Source organism: Marinomonas phaeophyticola (genome assembly GCF_026966905.1).
Classification (GTDB): domain Bacteria; phylum Pseudomonadota; class Gammaproteobacteria; order Pseudomonadales; family Marinomonadaceae; genus Marinomonas; species Marinomonas phaeophyticola.
In genome coordinates this window covers 569262-587022 of sequence record NZ_JAPUBN010000013.1, presented here as the reverse complement: position 1 = coordinate 587022, position 17761 = coordinate 569262, and the positions used below count along the sequence as shown (strand labels likewise).

14 protein-coding genes and 2 rRNA genes are annotated in these 17761 nt (G+C 42.2%); 4 read left to right on the top strand and 12 right to left on the bottom strand.

Annotation, left to right across the window (positions count from 1 at the left end; all coding sequences use genetic code 11):
• The 5 genes from O1D97_RS08915 to guaB form a co-directional block, all read right to left on the bottom strand.
• A 23S ribosomal RNA gene (locus O1D97_RS08915) occupies nucleotides 1–695 on the bottom strand; the annotation flags it as partial.
• Between the two features lie 393 nt (nucleotides 696–1088).
• Nucleotides 1089–2626: ribosomal RNA gene (locus tag O1D97_RS08910) — 16S ribosomal RNA — on the bottom strand.
• 368 nt (nucleotides 2627–2994) lie between these two features.
• Nucleotides 2995–3708 carry a DNA/RNA nuclease SfsA gene (gene sfsA, locus O1D97_RS08905; protein WP_269124808.1) on the bottom strand — a complete coding sequence of 238 codons (714 nt, stop codon included), beginning with the start codon at nucleotides 3706–3708 and terminating at the stop codon, nucleotides 2995–2997.
• Nucleotides 3709–3807: 99 nt separating this feature from the next.
• A complete protein-coding gene (guaA, locus tag O1D97_RS08900) occupies nucleotides 3808–5385 on the bottom strand; it encodes a glutamine-hydrolyzing GMP synthase (protein WP_269124806.1) in 1578 nt (525 codons plus the stop codon).
• A gap of 92 nt (nucleotides 5386–5477) precedes the next feature.
• The gene (guaB, locus tag O1D97_RS08895) at nucleotides 5478–6947 is read right to left on the bottom strand and encodes an IMP dehydrogenase (RefSeq protein ID WP_269124804.1); all 1470 of its coding nucleotides are present in this window, start codon (nucleotides 6945–6947) and stop codon (nucleotides 5478–5480) included.
• A gap of 94 nt (nucleotides 6948–7041) precedes the next feature.
• Here guaB and xseA point away from each other — a divergent pair, with 94 nt between their 5' ends.
• Complete coding sequence (gene xseA, locus O1D97_RS08890) at nucleotides 7042–8379, top strand: exodeoxyribonuclease VII large subunit (protein WP_269124802.1); 1338 nt, start codon at nucleotides 7042–7044, stop codon at nucleotides 8377–8379.
• Nucleotides 8380–8382: 3 nt separating this feature from the next.
• On the opposite strand, the gene O1D97_RS08885 is transcribed toward xseA, so the two are convergent.
• Genes O1D97_RS08885 through O1D97_RS08875 form a run of 3 tightly spaced genes read right to left on the bottom strand, consistent with a single transcriptional unit; the run spans nucleotide 8383 to nucleotide 11752 of the window.
• The gene (locus O1D97_RS08885; protein ID WP_269124800.1) at nucleotides 8383–9792 is read right to left on the bottom strand and encodes a sigma-54-dependent transcriptional regulator; all 1410 of its coding nucleotides are present in this window, start codon (nucleotides 9790–9792) and stop codon (nucleotides 8383–8385) included.
• 32 nt (nucleotides 9793–9824) lie between these two features.
• Nucleotides 9825–11282, bottom strand: coding sequence for a sensor histidine kinase (locus O1D97_RS08880; RefSeq protein WP_269124798.1), 1458 nt, complete (start codon nucleotides 11280–11282; stop codon nucleotides 9825–9827).
• Nucleotides 11201–11752: a hypothetical protein gene (locus O1D97_RS08875; RefSeq protein WP_269124796.1), complete on the bottom strand. Its 552-nt coding sequence runs from the start codon at nucleotides 11750–11752 to the stop codon at nucleotides 11201–11203. The genes O1D97_RS08880 and O1D97_RS08875 overlap by 82 nt, the downstream gene beginning before the upstream one ends.
• A gap of 356 nt (nucleotides 11753–12108) precedes the next feature.
• Here O1D97_RS08875 and O1D97_RS08870 point away from each other — a divergent pair, with 356 nt between their 5' ends.
• Genes O1D97_RS08870 through O1D97_RS08860 form a run of 3 tightly spaced genes read left to right on the top strand, consistent with a single transcriptional unit; the run spans nucleotide 12109 to nucleotide 14665 of the window.
• A complete protein-coding gene (locus tag O1D97_RS08870) occupies nucleotides 12109–13518 on the top strand; it encodes a cytochrome ubiquinol oxidase subunit I (RefSeq protein WP_269124794.1) in 1410 nt (469 codons plus the stop codon).
• Nucleotides 13518–14513 carry a cytochrome d ubiquinol oxidase subunit II gene (cydB, locus tag O1D97_RS08865; RefSeq protein WP_269124792.1) on the top strand — a complete coding sequence of 332 codons (996 nt, stop codon included), beginning with the start codon at nucleotides 13518–13520 and terminating at the stop codon, nucleotides 14511–14513. The genes O1D97_RS08870 and cydB overlap by 1 nt, the downstream gene beginning before the upstream one ends.
• Entirely contained in the window at nucleotides 14513–14665 is a 153-nt protein-coding gene (locus O1D97_RS08860; RefSeq protein WP_269124790.1) for a hypothetical protein, read from the top strand. The genes cydB and O1D97_RS08860 overlap by 1 nt, the downstream gene beginning before the upstream one ends.
• A 90-nt stretch (nucleotides 14666–14755) precedes the next feature.
• On the opposite strand, the gene glsB is transcribed toward O1D97_RS08860, so the two are convergent.
• From glsB to O1D97_RS08840, 4 genes are all read right to left on the bottom strand, one after another.
• Nucleotides 14756–15664, bottom strand: coding sequence for a glutaminase B (gene glsB, locus O1D97_RS08855; RefSeq protein ID WP_269124788.1), 909 nt, complete (start codon nucleotides 15662–15664; stop codon nucleotides 14756–14758).
• A gap of 175 nt (nucleotides 15665–15839) precedes the next feature.
• Nucleotides 15840–16115 (bottom strand): hypothetical protein, encoded by a 276-nt coding sequence (locus O1D97_RS08850; RefSeq protein WP_269124786.1) that lies wholly within the window; start codon nucleotides 16113–16115, stop codon nucleotides 15840–15842.
• Nucleotides 16116–16212: 97 nt separating this feature from the next.
• A complete protein-coding gene (locus O1D97_RS08845) occupies nucleotides 16213–16755 on the bottom strand; it encodes a mechanosensitive ion channel family protein (RefSeq protein ID WP_269124784.1) in 543 nt (180 codons plus the stop codon).
• Between the two features lie 38 nt (nucleotides 16756–16793).
• On the bottom strand, nucleotides 16794–17684 hold the full coding sequence (locus tag O1D97_RS08840) for an AEC family transporter (RefSeq protein ID WP_269124782.1): 891 nt from the start codon (nucleotides 17682–17684) through the stop codon (nucleotides 16794–16796).
• Between the last annotated feature and the right edge of the window lie 77 nt (nucleotides 17685–17761).

Genomic DNA, 17761 nt, shown 5'->3' with positions numbered 1-17761 from the left:
CCTTCAACCTGCTCATGGATAGATCGCCCGGTTTCGGGTCTATTCCCAGCAACTAAACGCCCTATTAAGACTCGATTTCTCTACGGCTCCCCTAAATGGTTAACCTTGCTACTGAAAATAAGTCGTTGACCCATTATACAAAAGGTACGCAGTCACGGAACTAAGTCCGCTCCCACTGCTTGTACGTACACGGTTTCAGGTTCTATTTCACTCCCCTCGCCGGGGTTCTTTTCGCCTTTCCCTCACGGTACTGGTACACTATCGGTCAGTCAGGAGTATTTAGCCTTGGAGGATGGTCCCCCCATGTTCAGACAGGATACCACGTGTCCCGTCCTACTCGTTTTCATTGAAAAGGTGTTTTCGTATACGAGGCTTTCACTCTCTACGGCCAAGCTTTCCAGCTTGTTCTACTAACACCAAATCAACTTAAGGGCTAATCCCCTTTCGCTCGCCGCTACTTAGGGAATCTCGGTTGATTTCTTTTCCTTCGGGTACTTAGATGTTTCAGTTCCCCGAGTTCGCCTCATTAAGCTATGTATTCACTTAATGATACCCGCAAGCGGGTGGGTTTCCCCATTCGGAAATGTTCGGATCAAAGTTTGTTTATCAACTCCCCGAACCTTATCGCAGATTACCACGTCCTTCATCGCCTCTGACTGCCAAGGCATCCACCGTGCACGCTTGGTCACTTGACCATATAACCCAAAGTAGTTTTTTAATCCCTCACTTTTCTAAAAGAAAAGTCAGTATCAAAACAACACTCAGATCACATACCAACGATGCTTTTGTGTCATCACTGGATTTTACGATTTAGAAAGTCATCCAGGTTATTCTCAATAAAGAGAAAGATGCTTTCCACCGGTTTGACGCTTGATTATCGTCTATTTCAAAAAGTCACATTGTTAAAGAGCAAGTTTAGTGCAAAGCACTAAGTCAGACATTCATGAATAACGCGAACATTATGATGACTGGTCATCACATAATCGCTTTCATCAACCCCTTGCTTAGGACTCTATCCTAGAACAATTGCTGCTATAAAGTAGTCATCAGATAATTTGTGTGAACGCTCACCAGAGCTTCGTATCGTTTAAGGAGGTGATCCAGCCCCAGGTTCCCCTAGGGCTACCTTGTTACGACTTCACCCCAGTCATTGACCACTCCGTGGTAACCGCCCTCCTCGAAAGGTTAAGCTAGCTACTTCTGGAGCAATCAACTCCCATGGTGTGACGGGCGGTGTGTACAAGGCCCGGGAACGTATTCACCGTGACATTCTGATTCACGATTACTAGCGATTCCGACTTCATGGAGTCGAGTTGCAGACTCCAATCCGGACTACGACGCACTTTGTGGGATTCGCTTACTATCGCTAGTTCGCAGCCCTCTGTATGCGCCATTGTAGCACGTGTGTAGCCCTACTCGTAAGGGCCATGATGACTTGACGTCGTCCCCACCTTCCTCCGGTTTGTCACCGGCAGTCTCCTTAAAGTTCCCACCCGAAGTGCTGGCAAATAAGGATAAGGGTTGCGCTCGTTACGGGACTTAACCCAACATTTCACAACACGAGCTGACGACAGCCATGCAGCACCTGTCTCAGTGTTCCCGAAGGCACTCCAAAATCTCTTTCGGATTCACTGGATGTCAAGAGTAGGTAAGGTTCTTCGCGTTGCGTCGAATTAAACCACATGCTCCACCGCTTGTGCGGGCCCCCGTCAATTCATTTGAGTTTTAACCTTGCGGCCGTACTCCCCAGGCGGTCTACTTATCGCGTTAGCTTCGCCACTAAGTCATTACAACCCAACGGCTAGTAGACATCGTTTACGGCGTGGACTACCAGGGTATCTAATCCTGTTTGCTCCCCACGCTTTCGCACCTCAGTGTCAGTATCAATCCAGAGTGTCGCCTTCGCCACTGATGTTCCTTCCTATATCTACGCATTTCACCGCTACACAGGAAATTCCACACTCCTCTATCGTACTCTAGCCTGCCAGTATCGGGTGCCATTCCAAGGTTGAGCCCTGGGCTTTCACATCCGACTTAACAAACCACCTACGCGCGCTTTACGCCCAGTAATTCCGATTAACGCTTGCACCCTCTGTATTACCGCGGCTGCTGGCACAGAGTTAGCCGGTGCTTCTTCTGAGGGTAACGTCACAGCAATCGAGTATTAATCAATTACCTTTCCTCCCCTCTGAAAGTGCTTTACAACCCTAAGGCCTTCTTCACACACGCGGCATGGCTGGATCAGGCTTGCGCCCATTGTCCAATATTCCCCACTGCTGCCTCCCGTAGGAGTCTGGGCCGTGTCTCAGTCCCAGTGTGGCTGGTCATCCTCTCAGACCAGCTAGAGATCGTCGCCTTGGTAGGCCTTTACCCTACCAACTAGCTAATCTCACGCAGGCTCATCTAATAGCGAAAGGTCCGAAGATCCCCTCCTTTCCCCCGTAGGGATTATGCGGTATTAGCATGCGTTTCCACATGTTGTCCCCCACTACTAGGCAGATTCCTACGCGTTACTCACCCGTCCGCCGCTCGACGCCTGTAGCAAGCTACATCGTTTCCGCTCGACTTGCATGTGTTAAGCCTGCCGCCAGCGTTCAATCTGAGCCATGATCAAACTCTTCAGTTTAAGATCTTTTGCTGATAAATCAGCGTGCTTACTCAAATTTAACTCTAACTAAACTTACATGTTTGTTTGATAAATCAAACAAACATGAACGAATTGAAAGTGTTTGGACTCTCGTAAGACTTCAAAATATTTTCGAAGTCTCCAGCGAGCGCCCACACAAATTATCTGATTAACTATTTTAAAGAGCGTGCTAACTAAAATAAGACAAGAAGAACAAACTGTGTTGTTTTTCTTGTTGGACGCTTACTCGTTGTTCTGAGTGGTTGTCCGTGTCAGCGAGGGCGTATATTAAGGATCTACAGATTTAGTGCAACCCTTTTCTCCATTTTTTTTAAAAAAATAGAAAAAAAACAATATATTGATTAATTTCAAAGGTTAACATCTATTTTTTGTTCAATTTTTATCCTATTTTCTGTAATCAAGGTACGATAAGCAATAACTTCTACCCCCAAATTCACCACCTCTTTCAATGCGGCCGAATATTTAGGATCAATAAGCGAAGCTGGCTGAACATTCTTAATACCTGTATGGCTTACACAAAAGAATAATACTGCCCTATGACCCTGTTTAACCATAGACGCCAATTCATACAAATGCTTTTTACCTCTTTCAGTGACGGCATCGGGAAAATAACCTTTACCATCTTCCTCTAACAGAGTGACATTCTTAACTTCTACAAAGCACAAGTTTTCCTTTATATCTTCAGAAGTTGATAATAACCAATCTACACGGCTGTTTTCTCCATACTTCACTTCCGCCTTGTGGAAGCCATAACCTTGCAGTTCCTCTATCACACCATTATCGATTGCCTCTTTTACTAATTTATTTGGCAAGCCGGTATTAATACAAGCAAGGTATTCTTTATCAACCTCCACCAACTCCCAAGTGTAAGCATACTTCCTTTTAATATTTTCACTTTTTGAAATCCATACTCGAGCATTATCTTGCTGGCATCGCCTCATGGACCCAGTATTAGGACAGTGCACTGTGATCTCTGAACCATCCAACAAAATAACATCTGCAAGGAAGCGCTTATAGCGCCTAACCAATCTTGCCTCAACTAAAGGCGTTACAAATTCCATAACACACCCCTCTTTTTTTAATTATAAAAAAAGCCGCAACATTGTGCGGCTTTGTATATATAAACTATTTTAATTCACTCAGCATTAGATCGCTTGTATTCATTCCCACTCAATTGTTGCGGGTGGTTTAGAAGATACGTCATACGTAACACGAGAAATATGCTCGATTTCGTTGATAATTCGACCCGAAACCGTTTCCAATAATTCGTATGGTAGGTGTGCCCAGCGGGCTGTCATGAAGTCAATGGTTTCAACAGCGCGTAACGCCACAACATATTCATAACGACGACCATCTCCGACAACGCCTACCGATTTAACAGGTAAGAATACCGCAAAGGCTTGGCTTGTTTTTTCATACCAACCAGAACGACGTAATTCTTCAATGAAAATAGCGTCCGCAAGACGGAGAATATCAGCATATTCTTTTTTCACTTCGCCAAGAATACGTACACCAAGACCAGGTCCAGGGAATGGGTGGCGGTAAACCATATCGTATGGCAAGCCCAGTTCAAGACCTAACTTACGCACCTCGTCTTTAAACAATTCGCGCAATGGCTCAACCAACTCCATTTTCATATCTTCAGGTAATCCACCCACATTATGATGAGATTTGATCACATGAGCTTTGCCGGTTTTAGACGCCGCCGATTCAATGACATCAGGATAAATTGTGCCTTGAGCTAAAAACTCAACTTCATTAAGATTAGATGACTCTTCATCAAAAATTTCAATAAAAGTGTTACCAATTATCTTACGCTTCTTCTCAGGATCCGATTCCCCGCTAAGTTTACCCAAGAATAAATCTTCGGCATCCACTCGAATCACTTTCACCCCCATGTTTTCCGCAAACATGGCCATGACTTGATCACCTTCGTTTAAGCGTAACAAACCGTTATCAACAAACACGCACGTCAATTGAGTACCAACAGCTTTATGCAATAACGCGGCAACTACAGAAGAATCGACTCCACCAGAAAGCGCTAGTAGAACCTTTTTGTCACCAATTTGTTCACGCATACGCTCGATCGCATCTTGAGCAATATTGGCTGGCGTCCATAATGTTTCACAAGCACAAACCTCTTCAACAAAACGAGACAGAATACGCCCACCTTGTTTCGTATGAGTTACTTCTGGGTGAAACTGCACACCGTAGAATTTTTTAGACTCATTTACCATACCGGCAATAGGACAACTCTCTGTAGACGCCATCAAGGCAAAGCCTTCAGGCATGGTAGTCACTTTATCACCATGACTCATCCAAACGTCCAACAAAGGCACACCATTGTTAGCAATATGATCTTCTATTCCCTGCAATAAAGAAGACTCATCATGGGTACGTATTTGCGCATAACCAAACTCACGAATGTCAGAAGCCGCAACCTTGCCACCCATTTGCTCTGCCATGGTCTGCATTCCATAACAAATACCTAAAACAGGAACACCTAAATTAAACACCGCGTCAGGAGCTCGAGGCGACCCAGGTTCTGGAACAGATTCTGGGCCACCAGCTAGAATAATACCTTTAGGATCAAAATCCTTTACTTCTTGATCGTCCATATCAAAAGCACGAACTTCGCAATACACACCAATTTCACGAACACGTCGTGCAATCAGTTGGGTATACTGAGAACCAAAATCAATAATCAAAATTTTATGAGCGTGGATATTTTGAGACATTATTCAGCCTGTCCTTTGCCCTTTCTATCGGGCTAATCAATAAAAAAGATGGGGCAACTAAGCCCCATCTGAAATCATATAACTACTTAAAATTAACCAGCGTGGTAATTTGGTGCTTCTTTAGTAATAGTCACATCATGTACATGACTCTCACGCATACCCGCTCCCGTGATTCTAGAGAACTGAGTTTTAGTACGCATGTCGTCAATACTTGCTGATCCAGTATACCCCATTGAAGAACGTACACCGCCCATCAATTGATGAACTACCGCAACCATAGGTCCTTTACAAGGCACTCGGCCTTCAATACCTTCTGGCACAAGTTTTTCAACGCCACTGCTCGCATCTTGGAAGTAACGATCACTTGATCCTTGAGATTGCGCCATTGCACCCAAAGATCCCATACCACGGTAAGACTTAAATGAACGGCCTTGATATAAAACAACTTCACCTGGCGCTTCATCAGTACCAGCCATAAGACCACCAACCATGATAGCACTGGCACCGGCAGCAATTGCTTTAGCAATATCACCAGAAAAACGAATACCACCATCAGCAATAACAGGAATATCGTATTTCGCCATTGCTTCAGCCACATTACCAACAGCCGTAATCTGAGGTACACCAACGCCAGAAATAATACGTGTAGTACAAATTGAACCAGGACCAATACCAACTTTAACACCGTCTGCACCAGCTTCAGCCAATGCTATCGCCGCTTCAGCCGTAGCAATATTGCCACCAATAACCTGAACTTGAGGATAGTTTTCTTTTACCCAACGAACACGATCAATAACACCCTTTGAGTGTCCATGAGCCGTATCCACAACAATCACATCGACTCCAGCCTCAACAAGCGCTTTCACTCGCTCAGAGGTATCGGCACCTGTTCCAACCGCCGCGCCGACACGAAGACGGCCTTCCGTATCTTTACAAGCGTGTGGATAAGCCGTCGCTTTATCTATATCTGTTACAGTATGCATACCGCACAGTTCGAAATCATCATTAACCACTAGCACTTTTTCAATGCGGTGCTCATGCAGTAACTTACGAACAGATCCAGATGAAGCACCTTCTAAGACCGTCACTAAACGCTCTTTTGGTGTCATGATATCAGCAACAGATTTTTCAAAGTCTTTGACAAAACGAACGTCTCGGCTAGTAACAATACCAACCAATTTATCACCTTCAACGACTGGAACACCTGAGATGTTGTAACTTGAAGTTAATTGAACCAATTCACGAACAGATGCTGTTGGGTTGATGGTCACGGGATCACGAACAATGCCTGATTCGTATTTTTTCACGCGACGCACTTCTGCAGCCTGTTCATCAACTGAAAGGTTTTTATGAATAAAACCAATTCCACCTTCCTGAGCAAGAGCAATCGCCATACGGTATTCAGTAACCGTATCCATTGCTGCTGATGCAAGTGGCAAATTCAGTTCTATATCTTTGCTAATACGAGTTTTTAGGCTAACGTCCTTAGGAAGGACTTCGGAATAGCCAGGGATAAGCAAAACGTCATCAAACGTTAAAGCTTCTTGCGCAATTCGTAACATAATAAAGTGTTTCCAATGCCAACTAGAGGGTTTAAGATGGCACGTAATTCTATCTGAATAGTCCCTATCGGTAAATCAAAAGTACGAGAGATTAATGAATTATTTTACCCGTTCTCCTAGTAAGGAAGCTGCTTTCACCGTATCTAGTCTAAATAGACAAATACAACAGTTACTTGAGGCCAGTTTACCGTGGATTTTAGTGGAAGGAGAAATATCTAACTTAGCTCGCCCAGGTTCAGGCCATTGGTATTTTTCTTTGAAGGATGACAAGTCACAAATCCGCTGCACCATGTTTAAAAATAAAAACGGTTTAGTTCGCTTTAAACCAAAAGAAGGAGACATGGTTCGCCTTCGAGCAAAGGTCACCTTCTACGGTCCAAGAGGTGATTGCCAACTGTCGGTTGAATCTATGGAATCCGCTGGTGAAGGGGCACTTCAGTTAGCTTTTGAACGCCTCAAACAAAATTTAAAAGCACAAGGACTATTCGATAATGAGTATAAAAAGGCATTACCGCTTATGCCTGAACGTGTGGCCTTAATCACGTCCCCAACAGGGGCTGTGATTAGAGATATGATTACTGCTTTCAAAAGACGTTTTCCACTCACAGAACTCACGCTCTTCCCATCGATTGTTCAAGGTAATGGCAGTGCAGAGAATCTAATAAAGCAATTGCAACGAGCTGATGCAAACAGCTATTTCGATGCAATTATCATTGGTCGTGGGGGAGGTTCATTGGAAGACCTATGGAGCTTTAACGATGAAAAACTTGCAAGAGCGATTTTCCAATCTAATACGCCAGTCGTTTCTGCCGTTGGCCATGAAACCGATTTCACTATCTGTGACTTTGTTGCCGATGTCCGAGCAGCAACGCCTACCGCCGCGGCCGAGTTACTCAGTCCAGACAAAGTAAATTTAATTGAAAAATGCCAACAGCAAAGCGACCTTCTCAACTATCGAATTGAACAGACCATTCAATTGCATCAACAGCGACTTGATTTCCTAATTAAGTCAATGCGACACCCTAAAGACAGACTAGATCAACAGCAAAGTCAACTTGACCAGCTAACTCAACGATTAACACAATCCATAAAGTTGACTCTAGAAAAACAAAGAATAAAGACTGAAAGTACATCTCAAAGACTACAGCAGGTGTCCCCTCAAAAAGCACTTGTTCAACACCAATTACAACTCAATCAATATCAAGCAAGACTTGAGAGAGCATTAGAGCAAAATCTAGTGAAGAAACAACAAGTCTTTGCTAACTTAATTGAAAAATTAAACCTGGTAAGCCCATTAAATATACTCTCTCGTGGCTACGCGATCCCGACTAAAAACAAACACGTTATTCGCTCCATACACGACGTAAAAAAAGGCGATGCTATCCAAGTGACTATTGAAGATGGCATATTAGATTGCGAAGTCCTCAATTAATTGTCAAATACCATAACGCTCAATTTTTTTAATGAGACCCTGCCGTGACAGCCCTAATTGGCGCGCGGCTTGGCTACGATTCCCTTGATGTAATAACAAAGCCATATCAATAAGTTGGATTTCAAGATTTTTAACTTGCTCATCTAGGGTTTGATCTAAATTAACGCCGATCATCTCATTAACATTATCGGCCTTTATCGCCTGACTCTCTTCGCTAATTAGCTCTACTTTTTTGGTTTGTCTATCGGGGTAGAGTAATGCAATATCCGACAGCGTCACTTCACCATTTCTTGCGATAGAAACCACACTGTCTAATGCATTTTTAAGCTCTCTCACATTACCTGGCCAATGCTGCTGTCGAAACCAGTTTAATGCCTCTTTAGAAAGTGAATAGGTTTGCTTATGAGTATTAGAAAGTTGCTGTAAGAAACTAGGCACAAGAATAGAAACGTCTTCCAGTCGCTCATTTAATGGTTTCGTTTCGATATTGATTCCCTTGATTCGATAGTATAAATCCTCTCTAAATTCTCCTGCCGATATTTTGCGACTCAAGTCCGCATTTGTTGCCGAAACAACTCGCACATCTATCGACTTTTCATCACGTCCGCCAACGGGGAAATAGGTTCCTTCTTGCAGTACCCTTAACAATTTCACTTGCATAGGCAAAGGCATTTCTCCAATCTCATCCAGAAATAATGTTCCTCGATCTGCTAACGCGAGTAATCCTTGCTTATCCTTTTCCGCTCCGGTAAATGCCCCCTTGGTATAACCAAACAACTCACTCTCTAACAAATCGGCAGGAATCGCACCACAATGAACCGAAACAAAGGCTTCATCCGATCGACGACTTAATGCATGAATCGTACGCGAAATGACTTCTTTGCCAGTACCAGATGGCCCAGTGACCAAAACACGAACATCAGTGGGCGCAATCCTTTCAATCAGCGCCCTAACCTGCTGTGTATTTAGCGAACAACCAATAAAGTCACTGGCGTCCTTTTTCGGTAAAATATGCTGTTTCACAGCCATTAACTCTTTTTCAAGTAAATGCTTACTAACCGCTCGCTTTACTACAACAGCTAACAAATCTGGATCAATAGGCTTAGCAATAAAATCCCAAGCCCCTTGTGAAATAGCCTCTAATGCCAACTCCCTTTCCGCATGTCCGGTGATGATAATGACAGGACGAGCACCAAATTTTCGAATATTCGCCAAGGTCACCTGAGGGTCAAATTCTGGCGGCAAAGATAAATCCAATAACACAAGGTCGGCATCAAAGGACTCCAAAATAGAGAGTGCCTTGCTCGCTTGCCCCGCTGTCATCACATCATACCCGCTACTTGTTAACCATAAAGACGCTAATTCACAAAAAGCGGGCTCATCATCGACCAATAAAATTTTTCCAAGACTCATACCACTAACCTTCAATGACGTTGCTATTCATATTAATTATTTCCAGGGAACATTAACTCAAATGTAACAGGCCAACCCAAATCATTTCTATGCTGAACCGTACCATGGTGCGCGTCCATAATTCGCTTCACTATTGCCAAACCTAACCCGCTACCTCCTGATCGCTTTGAAACGAAAGGACGAAACAGAGACTCAGACGTTAACTCTTGATCCAAGGATGGGCCATTATTATGCACTCGAATAAAAACGCATTGACCTTCCCCAACAAAAGCCTCAATCAGTAACCGACTACCTTCTTGATTACGTAAAAATGCCACCGCATTATCTAACAGATTTACCATGACCTGTTGAAGCCGGTGTATATCCGCATCGACAACAACATCAGGCAGGATAAGAACTCGAAACTCTAGGTTTTCTATATCCGTTTGTTGAACAATGGAATCAATCAATGGCGCTAACGAAACCTTAGTTTTGTGAACAGTTAACTTGCCTGAGTAAATCAACATATCTTGAATTAAACGATCTGCTCTCGCCAATTGAGTTTGTATATGCCGTTTTGTAACTGGGTCCGTTCCATGTGCCGCCATTGAAATCACATTTAAAGGGTTACGCAGCTCATGAGCCATGGCCGCGGACAACCCACCCAGCTCAACCAAATGTCGTTCACTCAAACGCTTTTTTTCCGTTTCTGCCAAAGCCAATGACTGCTCTAATAAGCCACATTGAGTAGAAAACAAGGAGCCAAAAACTTCAGCAGTCAGTCTTTGGCTTGGACTCGCTTCACCCCACCCATATAAAACAAACCCCCATCCTGAACCTTCTTTGCAAACAAGCATTTCCGATTTCGTTTGGCCTTCAAAAGATTCCCGTGAAAAGTTTTTATGTATCACATCATGACCAACTTTAGTGTCTGGACCTCTTCGATCAAAAGTGATAGTAACTAATACATTTTGTCCAAGTTGATGGCTGAGGATCGGCTCTGCGATTGCAACCAACTCTTTCCAAGTCGTCGCTTGCTTTAATAAATTTGACCAGGACTCCAGCACAAGCTCACTTAATCCAGTTCCTGGGTACACTAGACGTGCGACTAATTTGTTTAACGGGGCGTACGCAATAGTGGCAACCAATAAAATAACCACTGAATACAGCCATAACTGCCAACCGGGAACATTCGCTAACCCCTCCAAACCAAATTGACCAGAGATCACACTAGCCAAAGCCATTACACACAAAACAACCAACATCATGGCCAACCATAGTAAAGCCCGATTAGCGAACGCATTAACAGAGAGAATTTTATAGCGTAAAACGGCGTAGACCAGCAACAGCAAATAAGACGGCAACAACAGCATCGGATAAGGAAACCAATTAATGCCAAAGTAAGGAAATACAAAACTGGTTGCCAGTGTCAGCCCCCATGCCGCGACACCAAAGATAGCGAGAATAGAGCGACGCTTATTACCCGTATGCTGCCTCCACCCATATAGCAAAATAGCATGAGCAACAATACCAATAACAACGGTATAGACAAGATTAAACCAGCCCGTGTCTGTAAAAATAAAAAAACATCCATGACATCAGAAGAACGGACATCTCCTGCCCCGACGACCCAGCTCAACAGTACGATAAAAATACTCATCCCATAAATCCAAGGCAAACGCTTGTATAAGTTCAATAACCAGGGAGGAGATACAATGCCCGTTTTTACGAAGGCCGTGGCAAAATGCAAGAAAAAGGTCGGCATGAGAGGGTTGGCTAAAATCAAATGCACGCCGAGTGTCGAAAAGCCATGGAACAAGGCACTATGCCCCAAACACCAAATCGCCATCATAATGGCAAAACCGGATAACGCTTGCAAATCCCGTTGCAGACGAGCCCGCCACAACATCCAGCTAGCGACCAAGATGCCAATCACACTGGTCGACAACATCGCCACTTCAAAAACAAATGATAACGTCAAAATGTAAACCTCGTTAACAATACAATAATCAAACACGCAAAAAGTGTAAACTAAGTTTACACTCCTTTTTATTGGAAAAAATAAAATTCTTTAAATTCAATGTATTAATAAAAAATCCTAGCTTGGTATAAGTTTTGCTTTTAGTTACTTACAAAAATTGATCCAACTCAATGTTTTTTCTTTTAATTAGGGGTAGCGACATGAATAACCATATTTTATTGATGGAGATCATCACCATCAGCAGCCTTATATGCTTAGCACTTTTACCAAGCATAACCGCGTTAATTAAACGCCGCATTTAATCCATGTTTTTAGAAGCATGTTTCAATTTACACTTTATTTAAGCAGGCCAAACTATGGAACTTGATGTTGCCATTCTGTCTCGAATCCAATTTGCTTTTACCGTAAGTTTTCACATTATTTTCCCTAGTATTACTATTGGTTTAGCCACCTTAATAGCGATCTGGGAAGGACTTTGGTTGAAAACACACAACCCATACTATCTTCAGCTAGCCAAATTCTGGATTAAGCCTTTTGCCATCACCTTTGGTACAGGGGTAGTGTCAGGTATCGTTTTATCTTATGAGTTTGGTACCAACTTTTCTAAATTTTCCGAACTCACAGGTGCCGTATTAGGCCCATTAATGGCTTACGAAGTACTCACTGCTTTTTTCCTAGAAGCGGGTTTCTTAGGGGTTATGTTGTTTGGCTGGCAGCGAGTCAGCCCTAAAATGCATTTCTTCTCAACCATTGTTGTCGCTATAGGTACTTGGATTTCGGCTTTCTGGATCATTGTGGCCAACTCTTGGATGCAAACACCCGCAGGCCATGTGATTGTGGATGGTAAATTTGAAGTGGCAAGCTGGTTTGAGGTCATCTTTAATCCTTCCATGCCCTATCGCTTTACACACATGCTAATGGCTAGCTTTATAACAGCCACTTTTGTCGTCGCAGGTATTTGCGCTTATTACTTATTAAAGAAACAACACCTCAATATGGCAAAAAAAGGGCTATCAATGTGTATGTGGATAGCGCTTATCTTAACGCCATTACAAGCTTTTATTGGTGACATGCATGGCTTAAATGTAAAAGAACACCAGCCAATTAAACTCGCCGCGATGGAAGGAATCTGGCCAGCAGAAGAGGAAAATGTACCATTACTGCTGTTTGCCCTACCGGATATGGAAGCAGAAAAAAACCATGCCGAGATAGGCATACCAAACTTAGGAAGTTTAATTTTAACTCACTCTTGGGATGGCGCCGTACAAGGACTGAAATCGGTTCCTGCAGAAGATCGTCCAAACGTTCCACTTGTATTTTGGTCATTCCGAGTCATGGTTGGCATTGGTTTCGGTATGATTGGTATCGCTTTGTGTGCTCTCGTGTTACGACGCAAAAATGCCCTCTATCACAATAAACCTTTTCTATTTTTAGTCTCCTTATTTACGCCAACAGGTGTCATTGCCGTACTGGCTGGCTGGTATGTTGTTGAAGTTGGTCGTCAACCATGGCTTGTTCAAGGCTTAGTCAGAACAATGGATGTTGTCTCGCCTTTACCTCCTGAACGGGTACTTTTTTCATTAACTTTATTCATTGTAATCTATTCTCTGTTATTTGGTGTTTATCTCTACTTTATGCGCAAACTCATTAAAAAGGGACCGCCTAGTATGGCCACTTTAGAACAGCAGTTAATTGGTATGAAGGCCCCAGGTTACGCACTCGCTTGGGTAAAAACCCTTAATCACTCTGAACAAGGAGAAAAATAATGGACTTAGCTTTTTTCTATTTCCTCATCCTTGGTTTTGCTATTTTCATGTATGTACTACTTGATGGCTTTGATCTCGGTATTGGTATCTTATTTCCTTGGTTCGAAGAACATCATCAGAAAGACCATTTAATGCGCTCAATTTCACACGTTTGGGATGGTAATGAAACTTGGCTCGTATTTGGAGGCGTGATTCTATTTGCCGCTTTTCCTGAAGCCTACAGCACCATTTTATCCACGTTTTACCTCCCTATTATGCTGATGCTGTTCGCACTAATATTTCGAGGTGTCGCCTTTGAATATCGGTTCAAATCTGATCGTTCAAAACCTTGGTGGGACTTTGCTTTTAGTGCAGGTTCAACGGTTGCTGCATTCTGTCAGGGCGTCATTTTAGGTGCGATCGTTCAAGGTGTTCCTATTAATGCCATCGAGTTATCAAGCTGGATCTGGTTAACACCTTTTTCCATCTTAACGGGGTTTTCCGTCATGGCCGGCTATGCGTTACTAGGCGCATGTTACTTATACATGAAAAGTCGAGATGATATGCAACAACGAGCATCCCGCTACGCACGTACGTTGTTAATATTGATATTGCTATTTATGTTGGTCGTCAGCTTATGGACAGTAGTCGCACAACCCGAAATTCGTCATCGCTGGTTTGATGGCATCAACTTCTTCCTCTTGAGCCCATTACCTGTTTTAAGCATCGCATTGGGATACACAACCTGGGTTAGTTTGAGCAATGTGAATCATGAAAGTCGCCCTTTCTGGTGCGTTGCCGGTTTGTTTTTATTAGGTTTTGCAGGTCTTGTAGTAAGTTTATTTCCTTACTTAATACCAAGACACCTAACCTTTATGGACGCCGCGGCTCCAGACTCCAGCTTACGCTTCCTACTGTATGGAATCTGTATTTTTGTTCCTTTAATCTGCGGCTATACTTTGTGGGGATATCGAGTATTTTCAGGGAAAGTCGAAGATTATCAGGAGGGTTATTAATGTTAAACAAAACGCCTTTAGAGGCAGTGAAAGATAAAGAAGCCTCTCAATCCACTCAGCAATGGAAATGGTTTATCGGCCTCTATATTTTTGGATTCCTTACCTTAACCGGCTTTGCTTATACATTAAAAGGAATGATGAGCTTCTTATAAACCCAACAATAGATTAACAACCAAGCAAATTGAATCGATATTTAATCAAAAGTGAATATCGATTCAATTATTCTGGCGTTACAAAACAGATTAAAACACGGACCAGCCAATACTTTCGGACAACGCCTCTAAAGCGGCCATTCCCGCCAAAGAGTTACCAGCCTTATTCAGTTCTGGCGACCAAACACAAACAGAAAATTGGTCAGGAACAATGGCAACAATACCTCCACCAACACCACTTTTTCCAGGAAGACCCACTCGATAAGCAAAGTTACCGGCTTCATCGTAGAGCCCACTAGTCGCCATGAGCGCATTCACTTGCTTTGTCTCTTGTCCTGTTAGCACTCTTTCACCACTATGGGGACAAGCACCTTTATTAGATAAAAAGCTAAAGGCTTTTGCTAAATCCACACAGTTCATCTTGATCGCACAGTTATTAAAATAATTACGCAACACTTTTTCAACATCGTTGTCGAAATTATTAAATGACTGCATCAGATACGCCATAGAAGCATTACGAGCGCGAAACTCAAACTCAGAGTCCGCCACTTGACGATCATATTGAATTTGTTTATTACCAGAAAGACGTCGCACAAACTCTCGCATGGCATGTTGTGGGGAAGCAAATCGAGATTGGTTCATATCACTCACCACAAGTGCGCCGGCATTAATAAAGGGGTTTCGTGGTATTCCATATTCATATTCAAGCTGTACAAGCGAATTAAAAGGTTGACCAGAAGGCTCTCGACCCACTCGCTCCCACATAGACTCACCGTAATGCTTCATTGCAAGAGTCAGACTAAATACTTTAGAAATACTTTGAATAGAAAAATCCACCCTTGAATCGCCTATTTCATAAAGCTCACCACTCTTGCTATAAATAGCGATACCAAATTGATTTGGATCGACTTTTTTTAATGCAGGAATATAACTGGCTACTTCACCAGAACCAATGAGAGGAGTCACTTGCTTTACAATTTCTTTTAAAATAGTGTCCAATGTAGTGCCTACTTTGAATGTATTTATGCCATGTTCAAGCGTAAATTAAGCTCGCTTTTTCGACGCAAGTATAAAGCAAAGCGCTGGAAATAAGACACCTTTTAATAACATCATATTGTAATAAGCTTAAACGAAATATTCTAAAAAATAGAGAGTGACATCTCGCTAAGCGCCATTAAGAACGCTTTATTCTCACGACTTTCATCACTTCAATGGGCATACCAGCAACCAATTCAGTATCGGCATAATAGGTAAGATTTACTCGACTGCCTTTTAACGACATATATTTAGTTTGACGTTTAAAACGAAAAGGAACATCACAACCTTCAAGCATTAAAGTATGCAAAACCCACTCATCCTTCGGGCGCTGCACATGGGAAATAACTTTTAAGGAGTCAGAATGGATCAGTTTTTCATTTTTTTTAAGTAACTCTTTTGGGTCAGAGATCATCAATACACCACTTATTAAATGGACTTACTTTACTAGTATCTCATAAGTGGCGCTTGATTTATTGCTTATTTTTTAACCAACCATCTTCAGGTAATAATTAACTCTCAGATTGCTTACTTTCAATACTAGGTTCTCGTGACGCTTTAAGTATTTCAACATTTTCATGGGAAAGCTTTATCACGGCTTTCTGTAGAATCAAGCTATTCGGATAAGTGACAATATCGCCATTTAAGCGTTGCAGTATTACGTGAAATGTTGAAATCTCTACAATATGGCCCGTTATATCTTCATCTTTATCACATATCTTAACCCAATCGCCGACACGGTACGGAAAGCCAAAAAAGATTAATAAACTGGCGGTAATGTTGCTTAAAATTGACCATTGAGCGAATAATGCGACACCGATAACCGCAAATACGGATGAGAAAAATACAGTCAATTGTCCATATTCAACTCCCAAGATTAAACAGGCAATAATGACGGTTGTCCCTGTTAATCCTAAGTTCAGCATTTTACTCACGTAGCCAATACGCATTTCTCCAACCGATTTTTTCTGTCCCAATAACTGCACACTGGTTCGCATAAGCCGCGATACTAAAAAGTATCCAGCAATTAGAAGTAACACTAACAGTATTTTCATTTTTAACCGACCCTAATATCTTGAATACAATAACGAGCTTACAGCACAAAAAATAACACCAATGGAATAACAAGCAAGCTAAATAAGTTCCCAATTAAAACAATTGAAGCCACCTTCTGCGGTTCTTGTTGATACAACTCAGCGACCATGTAATTTAAAACAGCAGGCGGTAAACAAGCAAAAATTAACAAATAGGTGAAATCGGTCTCGTTAAGCGGCGCGATCATATTCCATATCATTAATGCAATCAGCCCACTAAGAGGGCACAAAATGCCACCTAATGCCCCTATTTTCCAATTTTTTAGATCCACTTGAGTCATCCGAACACCAAGTGAAAAAAGCATTAAAGGAATCGCTATTTGACCAATCATATCAATAGGCACACTTAGCGCAACAGGTAAATGCCATCCATTCAAACTCCAAAAAAACCCTAAAATTGTGGCTAAAACCATTGGCATTTTTACGATATTTAAGGGATTTGTTCTCGGGTTCATCAAATACATCCCAAGCGTAAAATGCAAAATATTCTCTGTCAAAAATAAAATAACCGCAATCGGTAAGGCGGACTCCCCAAAAGCCAATACAAATAATGGCACACCTAAGTTACCACTGTTATTAAACATCATAGGAGGAAGTAAAGTTTTTCCTGAAATACCAAATAAACGGCATATAGGCCACACAACCAGACCTGAACCAATAATAATAACAGTGCAAGCGACTATTAACGTTTGATAATCCGCAATTTGAAAGTTTTTTGAAGCCATGACAGAAAAAACTAAAGCAGGAATAAACACACTCATGTTTACTCTGTTGGGAATACTCATATCTGTTGGCCGTGCCCTAGCGTAGAAAAAACCAACAAGCACAATGGCAAATAACGGAAATACTGTTTCAAATATTTTCAGATAAACTGATGATGAAGCGTCCAAAAAAACCTCTTATCCATAAAATTGGTTGATGTCTGTTCAAATAGTTTAACCAGTTACATCTTATGGCGCTATCCGAA